The sequence below is a fragment of the Paenibacillus sp. ACRSA genome, assembly GCF_022346845.1.
Lineage (GTDB): Bacteria > Bacillota > Bacilli > Paenibacillales > Paenibacillaceae > Paenibacillus.
Genome location: NZ_JAKRNP010000004.1, coordinates 433000 through 454626, shown reverse-complemented (window position 1 = coordinate 454626; position 21627 = coordinate 433000). Strand labels below are relative to the sequence as shown.

Genomic DNA, 21627 nt, shown 5'->3' with positions numbered 1-21627 from the left:
TGTACGTTTAGCTTATTCGTTACAATTATTGAGCAATTTCACGGTTCCAACGATCTGTCCAGCCTTTAGCTTGTTGGTTTACATACTCCATATCCAGCTTGTTCAGCTTCTCAACCACGTCTGCACCGTAAGTCACACCTTCGGCTTCTTCAGCATTCAGTTCGACTTTTGTGTTTACTGGAGAATCCACTTTAGCTTTAGCTGATTTCGCTTGAACATCCTGACTCAGCTGCCAGTTGATGAATTCTTCAGCCAGTTCTTTGTTTTTGCTGCCTTTAACTACGTTGATTGTATTCATAACGGCATAAGCACCCTCACTAGGCGTTACAAACTTCGCATTAGGCACAGCTGCTTTCAAATCTTTGAAGTACATCTCCATGATCGGTCCGCCTGCAATCTCTTCTTGGGAGAACATGTTCACATACTCCGAAGTTTGCGTGTAGAATTTCACGACATTGCCACTAAGCTCTTTCAGCTTAGTAAATGCAGCATCTTCATTAAACGTATCATTACCTGCAACACGGGATGCTGCATCCAATACCATTGGGCCAGCGGTTGCTGTAATGTTCGGAATCGTTAGGTTATTTTCAAAAGCGGGATCCCACAGATCGCTCCAAGAAGTAACTTCTTTGGCAACCATGTCTGGGTTGTACGCAATCCCCAATTGTCCAACGGTGTAAGCAGGACCGTATTCTTCACCAAGTGGAGCTTGGGCAATCTCATAGATATCATTGATGTTCGGGATTTTGGAGCGGTCAATTTTCTCAAACAGGCCTTCGTCAATTCCTTGCTGTGCATAGTAGTCTGACAGATAGATCACATCTACGCTGGATGTACCTTGACGGATTTTGTTTAAGCGTTCTGCGTTATTGCCGACTTCGAGCACGATATCTACATTATGCTCTTTCTCAAATGGACCAAATACTTCTTGGTTGAAGAAGTCTTCCGAGAAGCCCCATGTGGAGATAACGAGTTTCGTTGGTGCTGTTCCCCCCGTACCTGATCCACCTGCTGCATCATCCGTGCTGCTGCCACAACCTGCAAGTAATACCGAAGTCATTGCTACTGCTGCCAAACCACTCATCCATTTTTTCATCATGATCCTAATCCCCCTGATATATGTGATGTGTATAAAAAAACAAAAAGAAAAGTATTCTTGTGTGAACAAGAACACTTTTCTTCGTAAACAAAGGAAAGCGACACCCGTAGCCGGTACATCATCGATTTCTGCTTCAGAATCAATCCAAAGACAGACGCCATCGTATGAAATTGTCAGAATCCATATGAATCTCAGGCATGCTGAGCATGATTAACAGGAGTATCCCGCTAATCCAACTATGCTTGCTCCAAAATCACATTCGTAATGGCCCACTGCGTGGACGCATCATAATCCCTTAATACAGCTTCAATAGGCAAACCCATGTGTTGCTCTAACTTCTCCCTGAATTTCTTCTTATATAAGACAGACATGCGGAAGTCCACTTCCAGCTTCAAGCCGGGGGCCTCCCCTTCCAGGGCGTCAGAGCGCGGCGAACGTCGGTGCTTCGCGAAGAAGGTTACAATATTCTGATCTACGGTCACTCTCAGGAGAGTTGTCCCGAAGCCGAACAGTTCCTTCGAAATTTCATTATAGTATTGGCACATCTTCTTCTTGCTCTCATTACTGTCCAGCAGTTCCATGAACTCACCTACATCATTTACTACCGTACATTAAACGTATTAACACGTCTGATTATACATAAATGTTCTGTATTGAGCAACCCAAAAGATGAACTTCACCTACAAATATCTTATAAAAGCGAACATTACATGAATTGAAACGTATTTATATCTGTGATCTAACATGCCTAAACACATAATGGATGTAGTAAAAGTATGCCACCAGACTATGTTTTCTATCCACTGCGATAATCGCAGTTATGAATATTCTCTCCGAGCAACCGGGAGACCCGATAATAAATAAGCACTGTCACTGTCAAAAAAACCATCATACTGACGACGAACATAAACTGTATAAGAGCTAAATATGATCATAAATACAAACTTCATTTTCATAAATGTGCTGTAGAATTCAATGGAAGTCATGGACAAACTTCTGCATTAACCCTTAAAATAAGACAAAATGTCTAAATAAATGAAATGGAGGCTTATATCATGAAATGCCCAGTATGTAATCATGAAAATGGAAATGCTAGCTTTTGCGAGAGGTGCGGATCGAACCTAACCGAGGTTGCTTCGACTTCTTCCCCTGCTGGCGCTTCACCAGATCACGAATCTGCTGCTGCATCAGAGTCCGAATATACGCGTTGGTCCAGTAAACAAGACTCTCCTAATCATGCACCTCAGGATTCCAGCTCGAACCCGTCGGCACCAATTCCGATTCGGCAACCACAAGAACAAGCGCAGGCTACCGAAAATCAAACGTCTGGGGATCCTCAGAACAACCAATGGAACAATATGATGCAAAATGAGAAAGTACAGCAAGCCAAAGAAGTAAGCAAACAATATGCATCTTATTTCCTTAGCATTCTTGTCCGTCCTTACCAAGCGATGAAAAGCGTTGGTGAACAGCACTCATTTAATGCATGGTTGACGATGGCTTTAATCGCAGTTTTATCCTCTACATACTTCTTAATTGCTTTTAGCTCTATGGATATTCCCGGTATATTCGTAAGTGGGTTCATTAGACCCCTGTTGCTTACAGCCATCATGCTAATCATTGCAGTTGCGTTAATGTATATCATTTTGAAAGTGGAGAAGCTTACGTTCCGTCCTAAAATTCTAGTAGCCCAGTATGGAGCATTGTTGGTTCCTGCGGTGGCTGCCCTCGTTCTGGCAAACGTATTTACCATCATCTCTCTGTCCTTCTCGATGTATTTTGTCGCTATTGCTTATACCATTGTGATCGTAGGCATGAACGTAGTGGTGTTACAATATCCGTTGAACCGTTCCAAAGCTGCGATTGACAGCATGTATACGGTGCTTATCGCAAACATCGTGCTAATTTATGTCGTGTATCGTTTGCTCGTGGAGACGTTGCTTGGCATCTTGAGCTTGTTCTACTCTTCGTTCTGGCGTATGTAACTATCTCTTTAGAGGTAGTAGATTATATAAATACAACATTCCAAAAGGTTCTCTTGCTTAGGCAACGAGAGCCTTTTGGCTATAACATAGAGTAACTATAGTGTGGAAGAGACCATATGTGGCTTTATGAATTCTTTAAAAAAACATATCGTATATCTCGCACAAAGATTGCATCATCTACATGCTTACACTATAATGTGTAGTGTAAATTGGATATGGTTGTATTTACGTATTGGGTATTCGTTTGGATATCTAAAGGAGATACCCATTCGTCTTTCGTTTTCATATCTAATCTGCGGTACATCCTAGTGTACTGGATCGGAAATAGAGTGTGTAACGCCATTAACACTACATAGTGTAGTGTTAATGAACGATGTTTTTATTTTAACGAAGAAAGAAGAGGATAGTTATGGATCCACATATGGATCACATGCAGATGAATCACGAGGCGGGCACATCCTATCTGTGGCTCATCATCGGTGCAGTCATTCTGTTGTTGTCTATCATCGCCTACGTCTGGGCTTCACGCACGCAAGGCTCTATTGTTGCCCATATGAAGAAGGATGAGCGGGTCATCGTGAAAAAGAAAAGTCGAGTTATCCGAACCACAGCACACGCTATGCTAGGAGTATCCATCGTTGTGATCGCTCTCTTCTTCATGCAGGGCGCATTTACTAAATACAATATTGCTGATCTGAACGCCAATGCCACCATTGATGTGACGGACGACCCGTATTATGGAGCTAGCCATACGGAAGACCCGATCAACTATGAGATGACCATTCCCACCTCAGGGCCTCATAATCCACATGATATCAAGTTTGGGTTCTATACCGACTTCCCTGGCTATCCCTATCTGGTACACAATCTGGAGCATGGGGATATCATTATTTATTATCATGAAGATGCGACCGATCAGCTCAAAGATCACCTGAAATACCTAACCAAGTTCCGTGAAGCAGGCGCAGGGATCCTTGCCGTTCCTAACAAGGACATTCCCGAAGGTAGCGAGGTCGTTGTGACTGCCTGGACCAAGACGATGAAACTCACCACGTTTGATGATGCGAAGGTAGGTGCTTTTATTCAAAAGTACATTAATCAAGGGCCAGAGAAGATCCCAGCTTCAATTCGCCAAGGCGGGGGAACGATGTAACATAATATAGCTTCAATCTAATCAGGATCAACAAGCTCCCGGGTGAACTGCATTCGGGGGCTAATTCTTTATCCCTGAAATGCCGATATTTGAAGGTGGACGGCTACTTCATAGCACCTACCTTTTTGAACACGCATATGAAGCCAGCACATCAAATACAGCAATATACATACATATTCGTTTTATCCATGTTCAACCCAGCACAATGCACGTCTGACCCATATCTAGAAGGTCGTTTCAATATCGATCAATAGCTACAACCGTTTACCGTTAAAAAGGGGGAGTATACAACTAATGAACAGTTTGTTTATGCGTATCTTTTTGTTTTTTTCATGCCTCATGCTAGCGGCTGGAGCCGTGCTTGGTGTGACGATGTACCGTTCATCCGCTGAACTTGTTGAACAATCTATGGGAATGCAGGCTCAGGCTGTTGCCGAACGAGCGGCACAATCCATAGACGTGACTCAATATGCACCACTCAGTACGGGACAGAATGAAACGGCCTATTACGGAACCCTGCGCGAACAGCTTAGCCAGCTTCGTGAAGCCAATGGATTGAAGTATCTGTACACTCTTGGTAAACGAGAAGAGAACGGAACATCCACGTATTATTACGTGGTCGACGGTGCGGCTGCCGACGTATCAGAGGACGACTTTTCTCCCTACGGATCAGAAGAAGAAACTCACTATGATGGCATGCTTCAGGCTTTTGCCAATAACGAGTCTGTACATGGGGAACTAACGCAGGACGAGTATGGGGCGACCATTACTGCCTATGTACCAATTCACGGTACAAACGGGGAAGTACTCGGCATTGTAGGTGCAGACCTAGACTCCACGGCTGTCTATGAGCTGATGACACGTAATCGCATGACGATGATCTGGACGGCACTGGTCATTGTTTTGCTCAGCGTACTACTTGTATATGGATTCGCTCATTACCTGACACGCCCTCTCGTCAGACTCAAGAAGATCATCGCCCAAGTAGGAAAAGGCGATCTAACGGTCGATGTGGAGCTAGGACGTAAGGATGAGGTCGGTCAACTTGCTACCGAGTTCAAACATCTCGTCACCGATACCCGCAATGTGATGGCTGGTATTCGCAAAAGCTCCGATTCCTTGCTCAAAGCCGCCGAAGGTGTGTCTGTTCACTCTAGAGCAACGGTCGAAGCCAGCCAGCGGATCGCAAAGCACACAGACCATACGGCTCAGGGAGCCGCTGAACAGGTTGCCCGAGCAGGCGAAGTTACCATTGCCATGGAGGAAATCACACGTAGCATGCAGCATATCGCTCACTCCGCATCGCTCGTTGCGGGTGTATCTCAGGAAACAACCCATAATGCGGTACAAGGGCAAGCAAACATTAACACTGCGATTGATCGAATGGACAAAATTCATCAGGCCAATACGCAAATGTCCGTATCCACCTTACAGTTGGAGCAATACTCCAGCAAGATTGAATCTGTCGCTCATCTGATGAAGGGAATTGCGTCCCAGACCAGTTTGCTTGCACTTAATGCCAGCATTGAAGCTGCTCGTGCCGGGGAACATGGCAATGGATTCGCCGTGGTGGCTTCCGAAGTGCGTAAGCTCGCCACCGAATCTGAACAGTCTTCCCTGCATGTGTCAGAGCTAATTGCCGAAATTACGCTCCAAACTCAAGTCTTATCTGACCATATGAGCGCAAGTACAACCGAAGTCCAGTCAGGACTCGTCGTTGTACAGGAAGCGGGACGTTCGTTCACCTCCATTCACTCGGGAATCGATACGATCAACGAGCGTTTACATGAGGTGTCTGCAGCTTCAGAACAGCTATCTGCCAGTGCAGAAGAAATCTCAGCCTCTGTCGAAAATATGGAGCACATCTCGCGTGAATCCTCATCCAGCATTCAAGAGGTGTCTGCCGCAACTGGCGGCCAATTGCAATCGATGGGTGAGATCAGCGCGTCTGCCGAGAGTCTGCGTGTATTGTCCAGTGAACTGAACGGACTGATTGCCCGCTTTAAAATATAGAGCGAGACAACAAACATTGCATGGGAAGCTGCACCTCCATGTGAAATAAGCCGCTCAGCAGAGAAAGGAATCCCTTCCTCTCTGCTGAGCGGCTTATTATATTTATTAGATGGAGACTAGCCTACCGGCTGCCTGAATTAATAACGCTGCGGAGCAGCTTTTTTGCCCAGATCCGTCATATAAGTAAAGAATGCTTCTGGATCTGTATCGTACACCAATTGTACTGGACGTCCATCAGCCTGCTCTACAGTACGACCTTGGCTAGGGCCATCCGGGATCACGATGCAGTTCACCGTTTTCTTCTTCACGATATCCTCGCGACCTACGGAAGCTGTTGTCAGTACATCCCACAGATAATAAGTGGAGTTCGTCTCACTGTACACGAGTGGCGGACAACCTGCATAACAGTTCCCCAAGAAGTCCACACCCTCGAAGCGACGCTCTGCTGCCCAGCGGTTACGAACTGCTGGAGTGAGAGGCACTTTGTTCGTGCTTTCGAGTGCAACTAGATCAATCTGAATGCCGCTCTCCCATACACGATATGCTGCTTCTGGATCCCAGAATACGTTCCATTCTGCTGTACCGTCATGTTCTGGTTCCTCGACGTTACCCTTTTCAAACGTACCGCCCATCCACACTAGTTTGTCGATTTTCTCTTCGATATCTGGTGCTTCATCCAGCGCACGTGCAAGATCAGTCAACGGTCCAGTGAACAGAAGCAATGTTTTGCCTTCTGTATTGCGAACCTTCTCAATCAAGTGCTTATGTGCAGGAAGAGTGGATAATGGAGCTTCCATTTTGCCAGACTCGTTCAATACGGGAAGTGCATCTACATAGAAGGAGTGTAATCTCCATGCTGCCGGGAATGGGTTTTTCCCTCTGGAATTCGACTTGGACACTTCTACGGAATATGTTCCGAAACGATCGATGATTTTGCGGCTGGCGTCCGTTGCCGGCTCCAGATATCCATCTGCCGGAATAACAGATACCCCAGTTACATTCACATTGTCCATCTGCAGAAGCATGAACAGCGATACGAGGTCATCCACACCGCCGTCATGGTTAAAATACACGTTAAGTTGATTCGTCATGCTAGCTTTCATCCTTCCCCTGGTTGTCTCATTGATGTTGATTACATTCGGCCCATTCTAGACCAACGTTCACTCTATTATGTCCCAAAACTTGTGTGTACGTAAACCTTCCTACTCGAAGAGAGCGCTATTCATCCTTAGATCTACCGCATAATTTACAGTTCCACCAGTCCATCACAGATTCGGTGATATAAACTGGACCATATATCTATTTATCATTCAAAAAAACATGGATAGCGGTTAAATCGTAACCGCCATCCATGCTATAAAACCGAATCATAGGATAGAGAGACTACGCCTGCTTCTCTTCCTGTTTCTCCGGAATCGGAACGTATTTTCCTGGCCAGAACGCCCATTTGCCAAGCAATGTTGTAATTGCAGGTACCATGAACGGACGAACGAGGAAGGTATCTAGCATGACACCCACTGCCGTAATAATCCCGAACTGTACCAGTACTTGAATTGGTAATGTTGCCAGTACCGCGAACGTTCCTGCCAGGATCAGACCCGCAGAGGTGATGACCGATCCAGTCTCGCCTACCCCTTCCTTGATGGCTTGGCGAAGCGGCATCGTTTTACGTTTCTGCCAGATGCTTGAGATCATGAAAATGTTGTAATCTTCACCTAGTGCCACAAGGAATACGAAGGAATACAGTGGAATCGCTCCCTGAATGGCATCGGCACCAAGACCGTAATGGATAATGAGCCAACCCAGTCCCAATGCTGAGAAAAAGGAAAGAACGACCGTTGCAATCAGATATGCTGTAGCGACTACAGAACGCAGGTAGAGCAGCAATAACAATGTAATCATGCCGATGACCACTGGAATAATGATCTTAGCATCGCGCTCTCCAGCTACTTCAATGTCATATTGCTCAGCCGTCTGGCCATCAATCCATACGTGAGTATCGGCATTCGCTATTCCCGCATCCGTCAATGCCTGCTCCGCAGTAGCTCGCAAATCAGGAATGTGCTGCATTGCTTCCATTGAGTACGGATTCAGATTGAACTCTACATCATAGGCTGTAATGTTCGCATTCTCCGCACCCTGCTGTGCATCGCCAACTTTGCTTACATAATCGAGTGCTTCAAGTTTGGATTGGAGATCCGTCTCCTGACCCTCAGCATCAATGATAACTTTCACTGGAGCCAATTCCCCTTGGGAGAACTGTTCTCCAATAACGGTGAAGCCTTCACGAGAAGGAACATCTTCCGGGAAGGAAGATAACAAGTCATATGTGAATTTAATCTGTGTTGAGAACACCGCTAGTCCACCTAGGAGTACCAGAGTTACTGCCAGCACAGTCCATGGCTTCGTAACAACTGTACGCCCAATCCAGCTTTCTTTCACTTTGCGTGGAGCTGGAGCTGGTTTGCCTTTTTTCTTGGCACGTTCTACTTCCATCTCATGTGTACGCGGTACGAACGGGTAGAACGACCCACGACCAAAGATAGCGAGTAAGGCTGGAACCAGCGTTAGACTTGCAATAAACATGATGAAGATGGACAAACTGAATGGTACGGCAAAACGGTGATATGCCCCGTATTCAGCAAGTAACAGTACAAGCAAGGCCGCAACGACAGTGAAACCACTCATGGCAATGGCACCGGATGAACCCGTGATTGCCTGGAAGAGGGCTTTCTTTTTGTCCGGCTCATGATAGAGAATTTGGCGGAATCTAGAGATCATGAACAGGCAGTAATCCGTTCCCGCTCCGAATAAGAGTACCGTCATAATTGAAATAGACTGAGCATCAACGGTGATCCATCCCTGATCTGCCATGAATCCCAGAATCGGACTGGTCACCATATATGCGAACCCTACTGCGATAATCGGAATAATCGCAAGTACCGGGGAACGGTATATCAGTAACAACAACACTAGCACGAGTATGACTGTTGCAATGAGCAGCGATACGTCAGCAGAAGAGAATAATCCACTAGCATCAATTGATATACCGACTGGCCCTGTAACGCGTGCGCTGAGTGAACTTGTATCATCAACCGCAACTTCAAACGGGTTCACTCCGAAGATCTCTTCCGTTTTCTCCTTCAGTGCATCGATGCCTTTCTCCAGCTGCTCCGCATCGGCTCCTTCGTTGAAGAAGAGCGGCATAACAAGCGTGCTACCATCTTCAGACAGTTGCCCTTGAATTGCCTGTGGTGGCAATTGATACAGCGGTACTACCGCTTGCTGCTCTTCCACAGGGTCTTGATCCAGTCGCTCTGTCAGCGCTTGAATCTGTTTAATATGTTCATCCGTGAGTCCACCAGCCTGATGCCATACAATCAATGCTGGCAAGCCTTCCCCACCAGGGAATTCTCTCTGAGCTACTGCAGCAGCTTGAACAGATGGTTTGGAATCACTCAGATCCTGAGCATTATTCGTTTCCCGATCATTTACAGCCGGCCAGACTAGACCGAGTACTACCGCTATGATGATCCATACCAGAAGTGTTACCCACTTACTTCGTTTGCCAGCAACCCAGCGGCCGTATCCCGAACCTTCTTGCATTTTCTTCTCATCTCCCTATCCTGATATATAAAGAACTTATTATAGAAATGAACCGTGGGTCATTGTATAATCGAATTAATTATATATACCGGAAGGTTAATTTTGCAATACTTAATTTATGAACAATTTTAAACAGTAACAATTTACGTAAAAAGAGGTATACACAATGAATTCTAAACAACGTAATCCCCGTTCACCAGGCAGACCGAAAGCTGGCTCTGATCAAGCATCAACGCAGTCGAAAATTCTGATGACGGCATCCAAGCTATTTATGGAACAAGGATATGAACCTGTATCCCTGCAACAGATCGCGTCCCAATGTCAGGTAACCAAAGCATCTATCTATTACCACTTCTCCAGCAAACCGGAGCTGTTCACGACAGCCATCACACGAATGATGGCTATGGCAATGCAGCAGACCGCACGTCGGCTAGATGAGCCCGGATCACTGCGGCAACGGCTTGAGAATGTAGCCGAGGTGAAAATGGAGCAATCTCATATTGATACAGAAACGATGATGCGCGAAGCCGAAACCTATCTGAACGAAGAGCAGCTCACCCAGATCCGCGGGGCGGAGATACAGATCTATGAGGTGCTGGCTGTACATTTTCAGCGAGAAATGGATCATGGATACCTCCGCCCTGCGAACCCCATGTTGCTCGCTCATGCATTCACGTCCCTGCTTATGCTTGCGAACCGGGAAGATGTGCGCAACATGCATGCAAGCATTGCGGAACTCGCACAGCAACTTGTTGGCTTATTTCTGGATGGCGCTGTTCAAGAGAACTTAAATTAAGGAGAACAGCTCCATGCCTTCGCAAGTGCCTCAATACCCATATCGATCTTGGCTACATCAATGCCAGCAAAACCAATAATAAACTCCTTTTTGCTATCCTTCGGATTGCTTGCTTCTCCCCATAGATACTCTGTAGAACTCACATGTACACCCTTCTCAGCCGCTGCACGTACCAACGCAGTGGCTGTCTGAGATGACGTTATGCGCAATACCAGATGAAAGCCTGCATTCTGTCCGCTAATCTCAGCTTGCTCACCAAAATGTCTCCGGATGGATTGAACGAGGAGATCATGTTTCCGTTTGTAAAGGTTTCGCATTTTGCGGATATGCTTGCCAAGCTCCCCTTCACGCATGAATACTTCTAACGTTCGCTGGATGAACCGGGAAGCTGACTGTTCAAACAGGACGTCTCGGTACATCTCTCGGAAGCCAGGCATTAATTCCATTGGAAGTACCATGTAGTGTACACACAAGGTAGGGGCAAGCACCTGGGAGAAACCGCCCATATAGATGACACGACTATCCTCGCGCAGTCCTTGCATCGATGGAATTGGACGTCCATGATATCGAAACTCGCCGTCATAATCATCCTCAATGATGTAGGCTTGTTCCCGCTCCGCCCAATCTAGCAATGCTAATCTTCGGGCAATCGGCATCGTCATGCCCATCGGGAATTGATGGGAGGGCGACACACCTACTAACTTCACTCCCGCACGTTCCAATGCTGTGATATCCAGACCATCATCAAGTGGAATTGGCACAACCTGATAACCATAATGGCGGAATGTGCCCGGCAACAAGCGATAACCAGGACGTTCAACTCCAATCGAATTTACACCACCCAGCTTAAGTAGCGTTTGTACAAGCAACGTCATTAACAAATGCTGCTCCGCACCCACCACGACCTGTTCTGGCGAACATCTCACACCCCTGAACTGTCCAAGGTAGGTGGCAAGCTCACATCGTAGCCCCCATTCTCCTTGGGGATCACCATAAAACAACAACTCATCCGCCTCTTCGCGCCAGATTCGATTCGTATATTGCTGCCACTTGGCATACGGAAACAGACTAAAATCATTGCGTGACATATGAAAGTCATACTCCATATTCTTGACTGGACGAATTGCAGCCTGATCCGAGTCTGGATACTGGTGTTGATCCGGCATGATCCCATGATGCAAACTATTATCCATCGGAAGCTGAATCGCCCCGTACCCATCCATCAAAGCACGTACATGAAAGCCTCTACGTGGCTGGCTGTACACATATCCTTCTGCAATCAATTGCTGATATGCCCATTCCACTGGAGTCGAACTGATTCCAAGCATTTCGGCCAGTTTACGAATGGAAGGCAGCTTGGTATTCTCGGCCAATTCACCGCGCATAATCTCCCGTTTGATATGATCCGAGAGTTGCACGTAGACGGGCCTGCTCGTGTTCTCCTCCAATGTTGGCATCTGCTTCATGATTCCATACTCCTCATCTGTCCTGCTTGAATTTTAATAACTGCACATTTTGCAGTATACAGTATTGGGATATACTCAGGGGAGTCAGTTCACAAATAGGAGGAATAACCATGTCTCAAGCTACCCAATCATCAACACATATCCCACGTCTTCTAGAGGGTGAGCGTGTCTATCTACGTCCATTCGAGCAGAGCGATGTAGATACCTATTTTCCAGGGTTATTCAACAGCGAGGCTCGCCGGCTTACGGGTACACAAAATAGTTTTACACGTGCACAAGTCGAACGTTATGTAGAGAATGCAGCCCAGGATGATTCCAGGCTCATGTTGTTGATCGCTTTACAAGAAACGGATCAAGTCATCGGTGACATCGTCCTGATGGACATGCATAGCAAAAATCGTAGTGCACATCTTCGAATTGCCATCGACAACGCGGAGCATCAAGGTAAAGGCTATGGTAGCGAAGCTATGCTGCTTATGCTTGATTATGGTTATGGCATATGCAATCTGCACCGGATTGAACTTGAGGTGTACGCCTTCAACGAACGCGCCATTCAGACGTATGAAAAGCTCGGGTTCCAGCGTGAAGGAATCAGCCGAGACGTGCTGTTCTATAACCATCAGTATCATGATGCAATTCGCATGAGCATGTTAGAAGATGAATTTCGAGAAAGATACTGCGTAGATCAAGCATAGATAAGCCCCATTATGAGCAAAAGAAAGAAACCGGGATGTTAAAATTCATCTCCGGCCAGAAAAGTCAGATGACCCGCCAACACCGACAGTTCGGCGGGTGTCTTCATATATAATTCGCCATCGGTATCGGCCAACATAGGCGTTGTAGTCTCCAGTTTCAAACTGACTGCCTTAAAATAACTGATGTTCTCATGCTGAGGCTGCCATTCTCCCTCTGGCTTATGTGCCAAGATCTCCCGTAACAAAGGGATCCCTGTATCATGGATAATGAGCACATCCAGCTTACGGTCTTGAAGAGAGTTAGCTGCAAAGGGCAACGCGTTGGTGCCGAGAAAACGCCCGTTCGCAATATAGATCATAACCGCTTCACCCTGCATTTTCTCCCCGTCTGCCTCCAATTGATAGTGGAATGGCTCTGCATGACTTATCGTTTGTAAGGTGCTGATGAAGTAACTAATCTTGCCGAGTGCACCTTTTAATTGATCATTTATATTTTGTGATGTATCACTGATTAATCCGATTCCATAAAAGTTAGTGAATATTCGATCATTAGCTCGTCCCAGATCAATAGACATCTGGCGTCCTTTCAACATCTCCTGTGCGGCTGTTTCCACATCTGGCGAAATGCCCAGAGATCGGGCGAAGTCGTTACAAGTGCCTCCTGGTAGTACGCCCACAAGTGGAGGTTGTCGAAGATCCGCCAATCCATTCACACATTCGTGAACTGTACCATCCCCGCCAAGAATAAACACAACGTCGAACTCTTCCCCACGCTCTCGGCATAGACGCTCACCCTCACCAGGCTCGTCCGTTCGAACAATAACAAGCTCGCGAACTGCTGGTGCTAGTATGCCTGATACAATGCCTACTGGATCAACCCGATTAGCTTTTCCCGCGTGCTGATGATGAATTAACAAGGCTTTGTTAAACTCCATCGCTGTTTCCTCCATTCTAGGATATGTATCGACCTGTTAACCCTTTACCCGTTGAGATGAAAAATGTAACTTCAGCTATACACTGATTATCGTGTATGTGCAAAATGGAGAACTCTTATATGCAATGGATAAGCATATCTATTTTTGCTATGCTCATGTATGAGAACAACGAATGTTCCGCACCTTATTGGGAACAAGGTCCTCACGTGCCATTCTACAATTTTCAATCGTAGAAGTACCATTCAAACTCATTCAAAACGGTTATATGTATACCATATACGAATGGAGGGATTGCTATGATTCCAGCAACATTGGAACAATTGGAGCAAATTCGCAAAGAATGCCGCACTATGGTTCGAAAAAGAGCCACCGCTTCCTTCGGCACGACACTCGTTCCGTTGCCTGGTACAGATGTGCTCGCCGATGTAGGAATGCTCATGCAGCTCTTGCCTGCCATTAACAATAAATTCGGGTTATCACAAAAACAGCTTGAAGGCATGGATCCAGAGACCAAATCCATGATCTACGGATTCGTGATGTCCATCGGCTCCAAAGTGATTGGACGAATGGTTACCAAAGAACTGGTAGTCCAAATCCTGAAGCGCATTGGCATACGTGTAGCTACCAAATCGGTCGCCAAATTTGTGCCGCTCGCCGGTCAAGGACTGGCTGCAACGCTTAGCTATACAGGAATGCGCTATGTTGGGAACAAACACGTCGATGACTGCTATGAGGTCGTTAAACGTATGATTGAACAACGCGAAGCCATTCCGGGGGAAATGCCTCCTTCTGCGCTGAGTACATCGGATAAGGATGAAGTCACGCTTCAATTGCATGACTCTCCAGAAGACACGGAAGAGAACAATGCTAAGAATAGCGCAGTTACGGGTAAAGCCAAGCAAGACTAGTATATCAATAGTCTGATAAACGAATTCATGCATGTATCTTTCATGTTGAACGGAGCTTTAATAGAAACATGATTAATTGTATAAAAAGCCAAACAAGACTGAGCTCCCACTAGGGTTGCTCAGTCTTGTTTGTTTAGTATGTTTCATTTGATATCAACGATTCTACATCAACTTAGCTATCTTATATCGCCTGCGGCTGTTGCTCTGTGAACTGGCTATTATACAGATCCGCATAGAAGCCCTGTCGATCCATTAACTCCTCATGGTTACCCTGCTCGATGACGTTACCGTGATCCATCACGAGGATGAGATCCGCACCACGAATGGTGGACAGTCGATGAGCAATGACGAAGCTGGTGCGATCCTTCATCAGATCATTCATCGCTTTCTGGATGAACACTTCTGTCCGTGTATCGACACTACTTGTTGCCTCATCCAGAATGAGAATAGCTGGATTAGCCAGAATCGCTCTAGCAATCGTGAGCAATTGCTTCTGTCCTTGGGAGATGTTCGACGCTTCCTCATTCAACACCGTATCATACCCGTCAGGCAGAGTTCGAATGAAATGATCGGCATGCGCGGCTCTTGCAGCCTCATATACTTCCTCGCTCGTTGCCCCTTCACGTCCATAAGCAATGTTGTCACGGATGGTTCCGTTGAACAACCAGGTATCTTGCAGCACCATCCCAAACAAGCTACGCAGCTTGCTGCGCTCCATATCCTGAATATTCACACCATCAATCGTAATCTGCCCGTCCTGTATTTCATAGAAACGCATAAGCAGGTTGATCAATGTCGTTTTACCAGCACCCGTTGGCCCAACAATAGCGACTGTCTGACCTGGCTTCACATCAATGTTCATATTACGGATGAGTAACTCATCGTCTTTGTATCCAAAATTCACACCTTGGAAAGCTACAGCACCTTGTGGTTGCTGTAATGCTACAGGTTTATTGGACTCAGGCACCTCTTCTTCTTCATCCAACAATTCGAATACCCGCTCTGCCGAAGCAATGGTGGATTGAATAATGTTCGAGATGTTGGCAATCTGGTTAATCGGCTGTGTGAATTGGCGTGAATATTGCGTGAAGGCAAGAATATCCCCGATGGTAATTGCGCCTCGTGTAACAAAGATTCCGCCGACCACACAGATCAGGACATAACCTAAGTTACCGACAAACGACATCAGCGGCATAATAATACCCGAGATAAACTGGGCTTTCCAGCCTGATTCATACAGCTCTTCATTGACCTTTTCGAACTGTTCGACAGATTGGTTTTCACGCCCAAATGCTTTGACGACCTTATGTCCTGTATACATTTCCTCTACATGCCCATTCAGCTCACCGAGTGATTTCTGCTGTCCGGCAAAATGCTTTTGTGAACGGGAAGCTACAGCAACCACCACCACAACACTCAGCGGCAGAGTTAAAAGGGTAATTAATGTCATCCACGGACTGATGGTTAGCATCATAATGATGACCCCAACAATCGTAACGACAGAGGTAATAAACTGCGCCAAACTTTGCTGTAACGTATTACTAATGTTATCGACATCGTTCGTTGCCCGGCTTAATGTCTCCCCGTGAGTACGGGAATCAAAATATTTGAGAGGCAAGCGTCCGACCTTCGCACTGATCTGCTCACGCATGTCATACACAACACGTTGTGCCACGCCAGCCATTAAGTACTGCTGGACATACATAAATGCAGCACTGAACAGATATAACCCCACAAGCAGATACAACACTTTGATTAATGCAGGAAAATCAACACCTGCGCCTTGTACGCCCTGATAAATGGCAATAGCGCCTTCACTTAATATATTCGTACCTTCTGCCATTATTTTGGGACTGATAATACTGAAGACGGTACTTAAAATGGCTGCGATAAGAACCCCTAGGAGTCGGAAACGGTGTGGATGCAGATAGCGAACCAACCGACGAAGTGTACCTTTGAAATCCTTCGCTTTCTCCACTGGGGGACGCATTCCCATGCCGCCACCAGGAGGGCCGGGCACACCGGATTTGGGTGCCTTGCGTTCTGTACGTTCACTCATGCGATTTCCTCCTCTGTAAGCTGGGACGATACAATTTCACGATACACTTCGTTGTTCGCGAGCAGCTCTTGATGTGTTCCTGAACCAACAATACGACCCTCATCCATGACAAGAATCCGATCAGCATCCATAACCGTGCTCACCCGTTGAGCAACGATCAGCACTGCTGCTTCCGTCGTCTCTGATTTCAGTGCGGCTCTAAGCTTCGCATCTGTCTTGAAATCGAGTGCAGAGAAGCTATCATCGAAGATATACACCTCAGGGCGACGCACTAGTGCGCGTGCAATGGACAAACGTTGTTTTTGTCCACCCGAAACGTTATTACCACCTTGTGCAATCATGCTGTCATAGCCATCTTTCATCTCGGAAATGAAGTTCTCTGCCTGCGCCGTTTGAGCCGCATGCACAACCTCCTCCATTGTGGCATCGTCCTTACCATGACGGATATTCTCTGCGATGGTTCCGGTAAACAGCACTGCCTTTTGCGGTACAAATCCAATAATTGCTCGTAAATTCTCCTGTTTCAGTTGACGCACATCCGTCCCATTCACTCGCACAGTACCTTCGGTAACGTCATAGAATCGAGGAATAAGGCTGAGTAATGTTGATTTACCTGAACCCGTACCACCGATAATTGCCGTGGTCTCCCCAGGACGAGCCGTAAAAGAAATATTGGATAACGCAGCATTCTCTGCACCCGGATAACGGAATGTAACATTATCGAATTCAATCGTTCCTTGAAGTGCATTCATCTTACGCGGCTGCGCCGGATCACTCAGATCTGGCTGCATGTCGAGCACTTCATTAATCCGCTCTGCTGAAGCCGATGCTCTTGGAATCATGACAAAGATCATGGAGACCATAATGAGGGAGAACATAATCTGCATCGCATACTGGATAAATGCAATCAGTGAACCAATATTCATATTCCCGCTATCAATTCGCATACCACCAAAATATAGAATGGCGATCATTGAGAAGTTCATAACAAGCATCATGATAGGCATAAGTGTTGCCATAAGCACATTGACCTTAATGGAGACATCTCTTAGATCGGTATTGGCTCCATTAAAGCGAGCACGCTCATGTGCTCCACGATTGAAAGATCGAACAACCCGAATACCCGTTAATTGCTCACGTAACACCAAATTGAGTCGATCCAGCTTCTTCTGAATTTTTTTGAATAGTGGCAGCCCCTTCGAACCAATCAGTGCAATGGCACCACCCAACACAGGAAGCACAACGAGGAAAATGGTAGATAATTTAGCATCCTGGGATATCGCCATGACAATACCACCGATACACATCAATGGAGCCATAATCATCATACGTAGCATCATCGTTAACACATTCTGAACCTGTGTAATATCATTCGTAGTTCTGGTGATGAGCGAAGCCGTACCCATCTTATCGAACTCCTGCAGGGAGAAATTCTCTACGTGGCGGAACACTCTGCTACGAAGTTGTTTGGCAAATCCACCTGCCGTGCGCGAAGACAGGTAACTGGCAATAATGGAACAGGCGGTTCCGGCAATGGCGATGAGTAGCATAAAGCCACCGATTCTCCAGATATAAGGAATGTCTCCCCTAATGATCCCTTTATTCACGATGTCTCCCATCAGGGTAGGCAGGTATAGTTCAGCCAGGGACTGCATTAGTACCAGACCTAGAATGAAATAGACGGAGATTTGGTATGGCTTCAGCATACGAAACAGTTTCATCATGGTGTATCATCTCCTTGTTCATTTGCTTCTGATTCTTGGGGAACCTTGCTATCAAAAAAGGAGTACACCTTCGTAAGCAACGCTGCTAACTGAAGGCTGTCTTCCTCGCCAAGATGCTCGACAAGCTTGTTGAAAATTTCCATGCGCTCTTCATGAGCAGCCCGAATGATTGCCCGGCCTGCTTCAGTAATCGTAATGCGCACTGCACGTCGATCCTCTAGATCCATCGTACGTTCAACTAACCCTTCATCCTCAAGTCCCCGTATGACGGGTGTAATGGTTGGTGACTTCACGCGTAGCAAAGCACTGATCTCCGAAACCTTCAGTCCCGGATGATTGGATTCGATCGTGTGATTGAAGTCGGGCGGATTATCCTGCCAATTCAGGCGTTCTCCCGGATGCATACCGTGAAGCAAACAACCCAGCACCATAATTTCATTGTGATTGCGCCCATGCGGTTTATGTTGTCTCCATTTGCCCTTATTAAACTGCATGATGGAATATAAAAGCTTCTGAGCGACCGGATCTATACCAGCCATATTGTCTTCCTCCTTATCAGGCAATCATGCCTGTTGAATTCAATTACCATAGCATGCCTATTATATAGGACTACAATTAAATAGATGACCAATTAATTAGGTAACCTAATTATATTTCCGACAAATATGAAAGTCAACTCTGTTCTATTTTGTTCCAAAACACCAAAAAACCACGGCATAAGATCGCCGTGGTTAGGAAATGTAATTTTAAATGGTTGCGTTAATCGTATGCGTACGAATTAGCTTTGGGAAGCCGAAGCCGTCTGCAGTGCAGGGGAGAACGGGAAATACGTCTTAGCATTGTTGTAGGCAATGCCTTGTACAATCTCACCTAATAGCTCCATATCTTGCGGAGCCTCGCCCTGCTCAGCCCACTCGCCGACTAGATTACATACTAAGCGGCGGAAATATTCATGCCGAGTGTAGGATAAGAAACTGCGTGAATCGGTCAGCATGCCGACAAATCGACTGATCAAGCCTACATTCGCAAGTGCTCTCATCTGAGCTAACATGCCGTCCTTGGTATCATTGAACCACCAAGCTGCACCAAGCTGAATTTTACCTGGAATGCCTCCACCTTGGAAGCTGCCCATAATTGCAGCGAGCACTTCATTATCACGCGGGTTCAGAGAATACAGAATCGTTTTGGGCAGTGCCTGCTCTTGTTCAAGTGCATCCAGTAGACCGATTACCGCCGAAGAAAGTGGTGTATCATTCACGGAATCATATCCGGTATCTGGCCCCAGCTTCGCAAACATCCGGCTGTTATTGTTACGAGCGGCATTGATATGGAACTGCATCACCCAGCCCCGATCGGCATACAGCTTCCCTAGGAAGGTCAGCGTCACCGTCTTATACTTATCCTCTTCCTCACGGGTGACTTTCTGACCCGCAAGTGCTTTGGCAAAAATCGCTCCTGCCTCTTCACGTGTTGCTTCGCCAAATGGGACATAATCGAGCGCATGGTCAGACACACGGCCGCCAACAGAATGGAAGAATTCCACTCTGGATTCTAGTGCGGCAAGGAAGGAATCATAGTCCTCAATTGTGGCGCCTGACGCTTGAGATAGCTTGCCCACCCATTCGGTAAAGGTATCACGATTCAACTCCAGCCCTTTGTCAGGACGGAAAGATGGCAACACAGCCGTTTCAAATCCCTCGATCTCCTTAATCATGAGGTGATATTCCAAGGAATCGCACGGGTCATCCGTTGTACATACTACGGTCACATTGGACTTCGTGATGAAGTCTCGCGCACCAAACCCTTCACTGTTCAGTTTGGCATTTACCTTTTCCCAGACGGATGGTGCGCTCTTCTCGTTCAACACTTCATAGACACCGAAATAGCGCTGTAGCTCCAGATGAGACCAAGCGTACAATGGGTTGCCAATCATCATCGGTACGGTTTTGGCATATGCCAGAAAACGATCGTAGTCCGTAACACCCTCGCCGCCCGTAATATATTGCTCTTCAATTCCGTTTGCGCGCATAAGACGCCATTTGTAATGATCTCCATATAACCAGGCTTCTGTGAGGTTGCCAAAGGTCTTATTCTCATAAATCTCCTGAGGACTGAGGTGGCAGTGATAGTCAATAATCGGCATGTCTTTGACGTAGTCCTCATATAGTCTTACCGCCGTTTCGTTGTGCAGCAGAAATTGTTCATCAAGAAAAGATTTCATGTATCATGCACGCTCCCTTTAGGTGAGTTTACGTTCATATGGGTTCACTTCCCACCTTGTACGCTACACTGTTTACCACCAAAGTTCAATATAAAATGATAGCGTTATCAAAAAAGGTTGATTTAGGCATATCCGGTTGAACAAGGTATACTAATTTTAATCACAATTATGCTGATCTGAAGATCGCATGTAAGGAGATGAAGACATGAAAATTACATTTCTCGGTACAGGAGACATGTTCAGTGTAGACCAACACCATAACAGTGTATTGGCTGAATTCGGTGATACCCATCTCGTGATCGATTTTCCAGAATCGAACGCGAAGGCATTGAAGCAATATGGCTTGCCGATGACGGATATACATAACGTCTTCATTACGCATTTGCACGAAGACCATATTAACGGGGTACAGATGCTTGGGTACTATGCTCAGATTGTGGGGGACAGGAAGCCACGTCTATTTATTCATGAAGAGCTGGTCGATCCGCTGTGGAGCATTCTCTCTCCTGGTATGCGTTATACGACAGATGGGGAACGTACGATGAGTGATTATTACGATGTGGTTCCACTACCCGATGGAGGTACGTTCGAGCTGGGCGGTGTTACATTTGAAACTTTCCGCACACAGCATGTACCGGGGATGGTCAGCAATGGGCTGGTTGCCAAACCTTACTTCTATTACAGTGCAGACAGCACACTTGACCAGAAGGGCTTGGAAGAGGTTGCCGAGGATGTGCAGCTTATATTCCATGAATGCCATATGCATGACCTCGTTATCAAGTCGCATACCTCATTGAACGATCTGGAGCAATTGCCTGCTCAGGTCAGAGCGAAGACTGTGCTCATGCATTATCACGATGAATACGCGAATGCCGACAAACGAGCTGAATTCAATCAACAGCATGACCTACGAATGGCAGGTACACTGGAATCGTTCGAGCTTGATACGTAGATAAGTATAGACGAT

Annotated in this window: 17 protein-coding genes; 7 read left to right on the top strand and 10 right to left on the bottom strand. The window is 46.3% G+C overall.

The features are described 5' to 3' along the window. Positions 1-25: 25 nt before the first annotated feature. Both MH215_RS15450 and MH215_RS15445 read right to left on the bottom strand, forming a co-directional pair. A complete protein-coding gene (locus tag MH215_RS15450) occupies positions 26-1096 on the bottom strand; it encodes an ABC transporter substrate-binding protein (protein WP_239291363.1) in 1071 nt (356 codons plus the stop codon). A gap of 239 nt (positions 1097-1335) precedes the next feature. Continuing rightward, positions 1336-1680 carry a Na-translocating system protein MpsC family protein gene (locus MH215_RS15445; protein ID WP_056701897.1) on the bottom strand — a complete coding sequence of 115 codons (345 nt, stop codon included), beginning with the start codon at positions 1678-1680 and terminating at the stop codon, positions 1336-1338. A 474-nt stretch (positions 1681-2154) separates the two neighbouring features. Between MH215_RS15445 and MH215_RS15440 the strand changes: the two genes are divergently transcribed. From MH215_RS15440 to MH215_RS15430, 3 genes are all read left to right on the top strand, one after another. Then, positions 2155-3084 (top strand): hypothetical protein, encoded by a 930-nt coding sequence (locus MH215_RS15440; protein ID WP_239291275.1) that lies wholly within the window; start codon positions 2155-2157, stop codon positions 3082-3084. Positions 3085-3493: 409 nt separating this feature from the next. Continuing rightward, positions 3494-4237 carry a DUF3105 domain-containing protein gene (locus MH215_RS15435; protein WP_239291273.1) on the top strand — a complete coding sequence of 248 codons (744 nt, stop codon included), beginning with the start codon at positions 3494-3496 and terminating at the stop codon, positions 4235-4237. A gap of 294 nt (positions 4238-4531) precedes the next feature. Then, positions 4532-6250 (top strand): methyl-accepting chemotaxis protein, encoded by a 1719-nt coding sequence (locus MH215_RS15430; protein ID WP_239291271.1) that lies wholly within the window; start codon positions 4532-4534, stop codon positions 6248-6250. A 137-nt stretch (positions 6251-6387) separates the two neighbouring features. On the opposite strand, the gene MH215_RS15425 is transcribed toward MH215_RS15430, so the two are convergent. Next, positions 6388-7341 carry a nucleoside hydrolase gene (locus MH215_RS15425; protein WP_128103931.1) on the bottom strand — a complete coding sequence of 318 codons (954 nt, stop codon included), beginning with the start codon at positions 7339-7341 and terminating at the stop codon, positions 6388-6390. 292 nt (positions 7342-7633) lie between these two features. Then, positions 7634-9856, bottom strand: coding sequence for an MMPL family transporter (locus MH215_RS15420; RefSeq protein ID WP_239291270.1), 2223 nt, complete (start codon positions 9854-9856; stop codon positions 7634-7636). Positions 9857-10022: 166 nt separating this feature from the next. On the opposite strand from MH215_RS15420, the gene MH215_RS15415 reads away from it, so the two are divergent. Then, positions 10023-10652: a TetR/AcrR family transcriptional regulator gene (locus MH215_RS15415; RefSeq protein WP_239291269.1), complete on the top strand. Its 630-nt coding sequence runs from the start codon at positions 10023-10025 to the stop codon at positions 10650-10652. On the opposite strand, the gene pdxR is transcribed toward MH215_RS15415, so the two are convergent. Continuing rightward, entirely contained in the window at positions 10649-12118 is a 1470-nt protein-coding gene (gene pdxR, locus MH215_RS15410; protein ID WP_239291268.1) for a MocR-like pyridoxine biosynthesis transcription factor PdxR, read from the bottom strand. The genes MH215_RS15415 and pdxR overlap by 4 nt on opposite strands. A 110-nt stretch (positions 12119-12228) precedes the next feature. On the opposite strand from pdxR, the gene MH215_RS15405 reads away from it, so the two are divergent. Further along, positions 12229-12813 (top strand): GNAT family N-acetyltransferase, encoded by a 585-nt coding sequence (locus MH215_RS15405; protein ID WP_239291267.1) that lies wholly within the window; start codon positions 12229-12231, stop codon positions 12811-12813. Between the two features lie 38 nt (positions 12814-12851). Here the strand turns inward: MH215_RS15405 and MH215_RS15400 are convergent, their stop codons facing one another. Beyond that, positions 12852-13748 carry a diacylglycerol/lipid kinase family protein gene (locus MH215_RS15400; protein WP_239291266.1) on the bottom strand — a complete coding sequence of 299 codons (897 nt, stop codon included), beginning with the start codon at positions 13746-13748 and terminating at the stop codon, positions 12852-12854. Positions 13749-14044: 296 nt separating this feature from the next. Here MH215_RS15400 and MH215_RS15395 point away from each other — a divergent pair, with 296 nt between their 5' ends. After that, positions 14045-14656 (top strand): hypothetical protein, encoded by a 612-nt coding sequence (locus tag MH215_RS15395; protein ID WP_239291265.1) that lies wholly within the window; start codon positions 14045-14047, stop codon positions 14654-14656. Between the two features lie 181 nt (positions 14657-14837). Here MH215_RS15395 and MH215_RS15390 read toward each other — a convergent pair whose 3' ends face one another. The 4 genes from MH215_RS15390 to uxaC all read right to left on the bottom strand — a co-directional run bounded on the left by MH215_RS15390 (position 14838) and on the right by uxaC (position 20660). Further along, positions 14838-16715, bottom strand: coding sequence for an ABC transporter ATP-binding protein (locus tag MH215_RS15390; RefSeq protein WP_239291264.1), 1878 nt, complete (start codon positions 16713-16715; stop codon positions 14838-14840). Further along, the gene (locus tag MH215_RS15385; protein ID WP_239291263.1) at positions 16712-18439 is read right to left on the bottom strand and encodes an ABC transporter ATP-binding protein; all 1728 of its coding nucleotides are present in this window, start codon (positions 18437-18439) and stop codon (positions 16712-16714) included. Before MH215_RS15385 ends, MH215_RS15390 begins: the two co-directional genes overlap by 4 nt. Then, entirely contained in the window at positions 18436-18978 is a 543-nt protein-coding gene (locus MH215_RS15380) for a MarR family winged helix-turn-helix transcriptional regulator (RefSeq protein ID WP_239291261.1), read from the bottom strand. Before MH215_RS15380 ends, MH215_RS15385 begins: the two co-directional genes overlap by 4 nt. Before the next feature lie 239 nt (positions 18979-19217). After that, the gene (uxaC, locus tag MH215_RS15375; RefSeq protein ID WP_239291259.1) at positions 19218-20660 is read right to left on the bottom strand and encodes a glucuronate isomerase; all 1443 of its coding nucleotides are present in this window, start codon (positions 20658-20660) and stop codon (positions 19218-19220) included. Between the two features lie 205 nt (positions 20661-20865). Between uxaC and MH215_RS15370 the strand changes: the two genes are divergently transcribed. Next, complete coding sequence (locus tag MH215_RS15370; RefSeq protein WP_239291258.1) at positions 20866-21612, top strand: MBL fold metallo-hydrolase; 747 nt, start codon at positions 20866-20868, stop codon at positions 21610-21612. Positions 21613-21627: the final 15 nt, after the last annotated feature.

Coding starts and splice junctions, on each gene's coding strand:
- MH215_RS15450 (WP_239291363.1), bottom strand. CDS start 1,096: ATGAAAAAATGGATGAGTGGTTTGGCAGCAGTAGCAATGACTTCGGTA.
- MH215_RS15445 (WP_056701897.1), bottom strand. CDS start 1,680: ATGGAACTGCTGGACAGTAATGAGAGCAAGAAGAAGATGTGCCAATAC.
- MH215_RS15440 (WP_239291275.1), top strand. CDS start 2,155: ATGAAATGCCCAGTATGTAATCATGAAAATGGAAATGCTAGCTTTTGC.
- MH215_RS15435 (WP_239291273.1), top strand. CDS start 3,494: ATGGATCCACATATGGATCACATGCAGATGAATCACGAGGCGGGCACA.
- MH215_RS15430 (WP_239291271.1), top strand. CDS start 4,532: ATGAACAGTTTGTTTATGCGTATCTTTTTGTTTTTTTCATGCCTCATG.
- MH215_RS15425 (WP_128103931.1), bottom strand. CDS start 7,341: ATGACGAATCAACTTAACGTGTATTTTAACCATGACGGCGGTGTGGAT.
- MH215_RS15420 (WP_239291270.1), bottom strand. CDS start 9,856: ATGCAAGAAGGTTCGGGATACGGCCGCTGGGTTGCTGGCAAACGAAGT.
- MH215_RS15415 (WP_239291269.1), top strand. CDS start 10,023: ATGAATTCTAAACAACGTAATCCCCGTTCACCAGGCAGACCGAAAGCT.
- pdxR (WP_239291268.1), bottom strand. CDS start 12,118: ATGAAGCAGATGCCAACATTGGAGGAGAACACGAGCAGGCCCGTCTAC.
- MH215_RS15405 (WP_239291267.1), top strand. CDS start 12,229: ATGTCTCAAGCTACCCAATCATCAACACATATCCCACGTCTTCTAGAG.
- MH215_RS15400 (WP_239291266.1), bottom strand. CDS start 13,748: ATGGAGTTTAACAAAGCCTTGTTAATTCATCATCAGCACGCGGGAAAA.
- MH215_RS15395 (WP_239291265.1), top strand. CDS start 14,045: ATGATTCCAGCAACATTGGAACAATTGGAGCAAATTCGCAAAGAATGC.
- MH215_RS15390 (WP_239291264.1), bottom strand. CDS start 16,715: ATGAGTGAACGTACAGAACGCAAGGCACCCAAATCCGGTGTGCCCGGC.
- MH215_RS15385 (WP_239291263.1), bottom strand. CDS start 18,439: ATGATGAAACTGTTTCGTATGCTGAAGCCATACCAAATCTCCGTCTAT.
- MH215_RS15380 (WP_239291261.1), bottom strand. CDS start 18,978: ATGGCTGGTATAGATCCGGTCGCTCAGAAGCTTTTATATTCCATCATG.
- uxaC (WP_239291259.1), bottom strand. CDS start 20,660: ATGAAATCTTTTCTTGATGAACAATTTCTGCTGCACAACGAAACGGCG.
- MH215_RS15370 (WP_239291258.1), top strand. CDS start 20,866: ATGAAAATTACATTTCTCGGTACAGGAGACATGTTCAGTGTAGACCAA.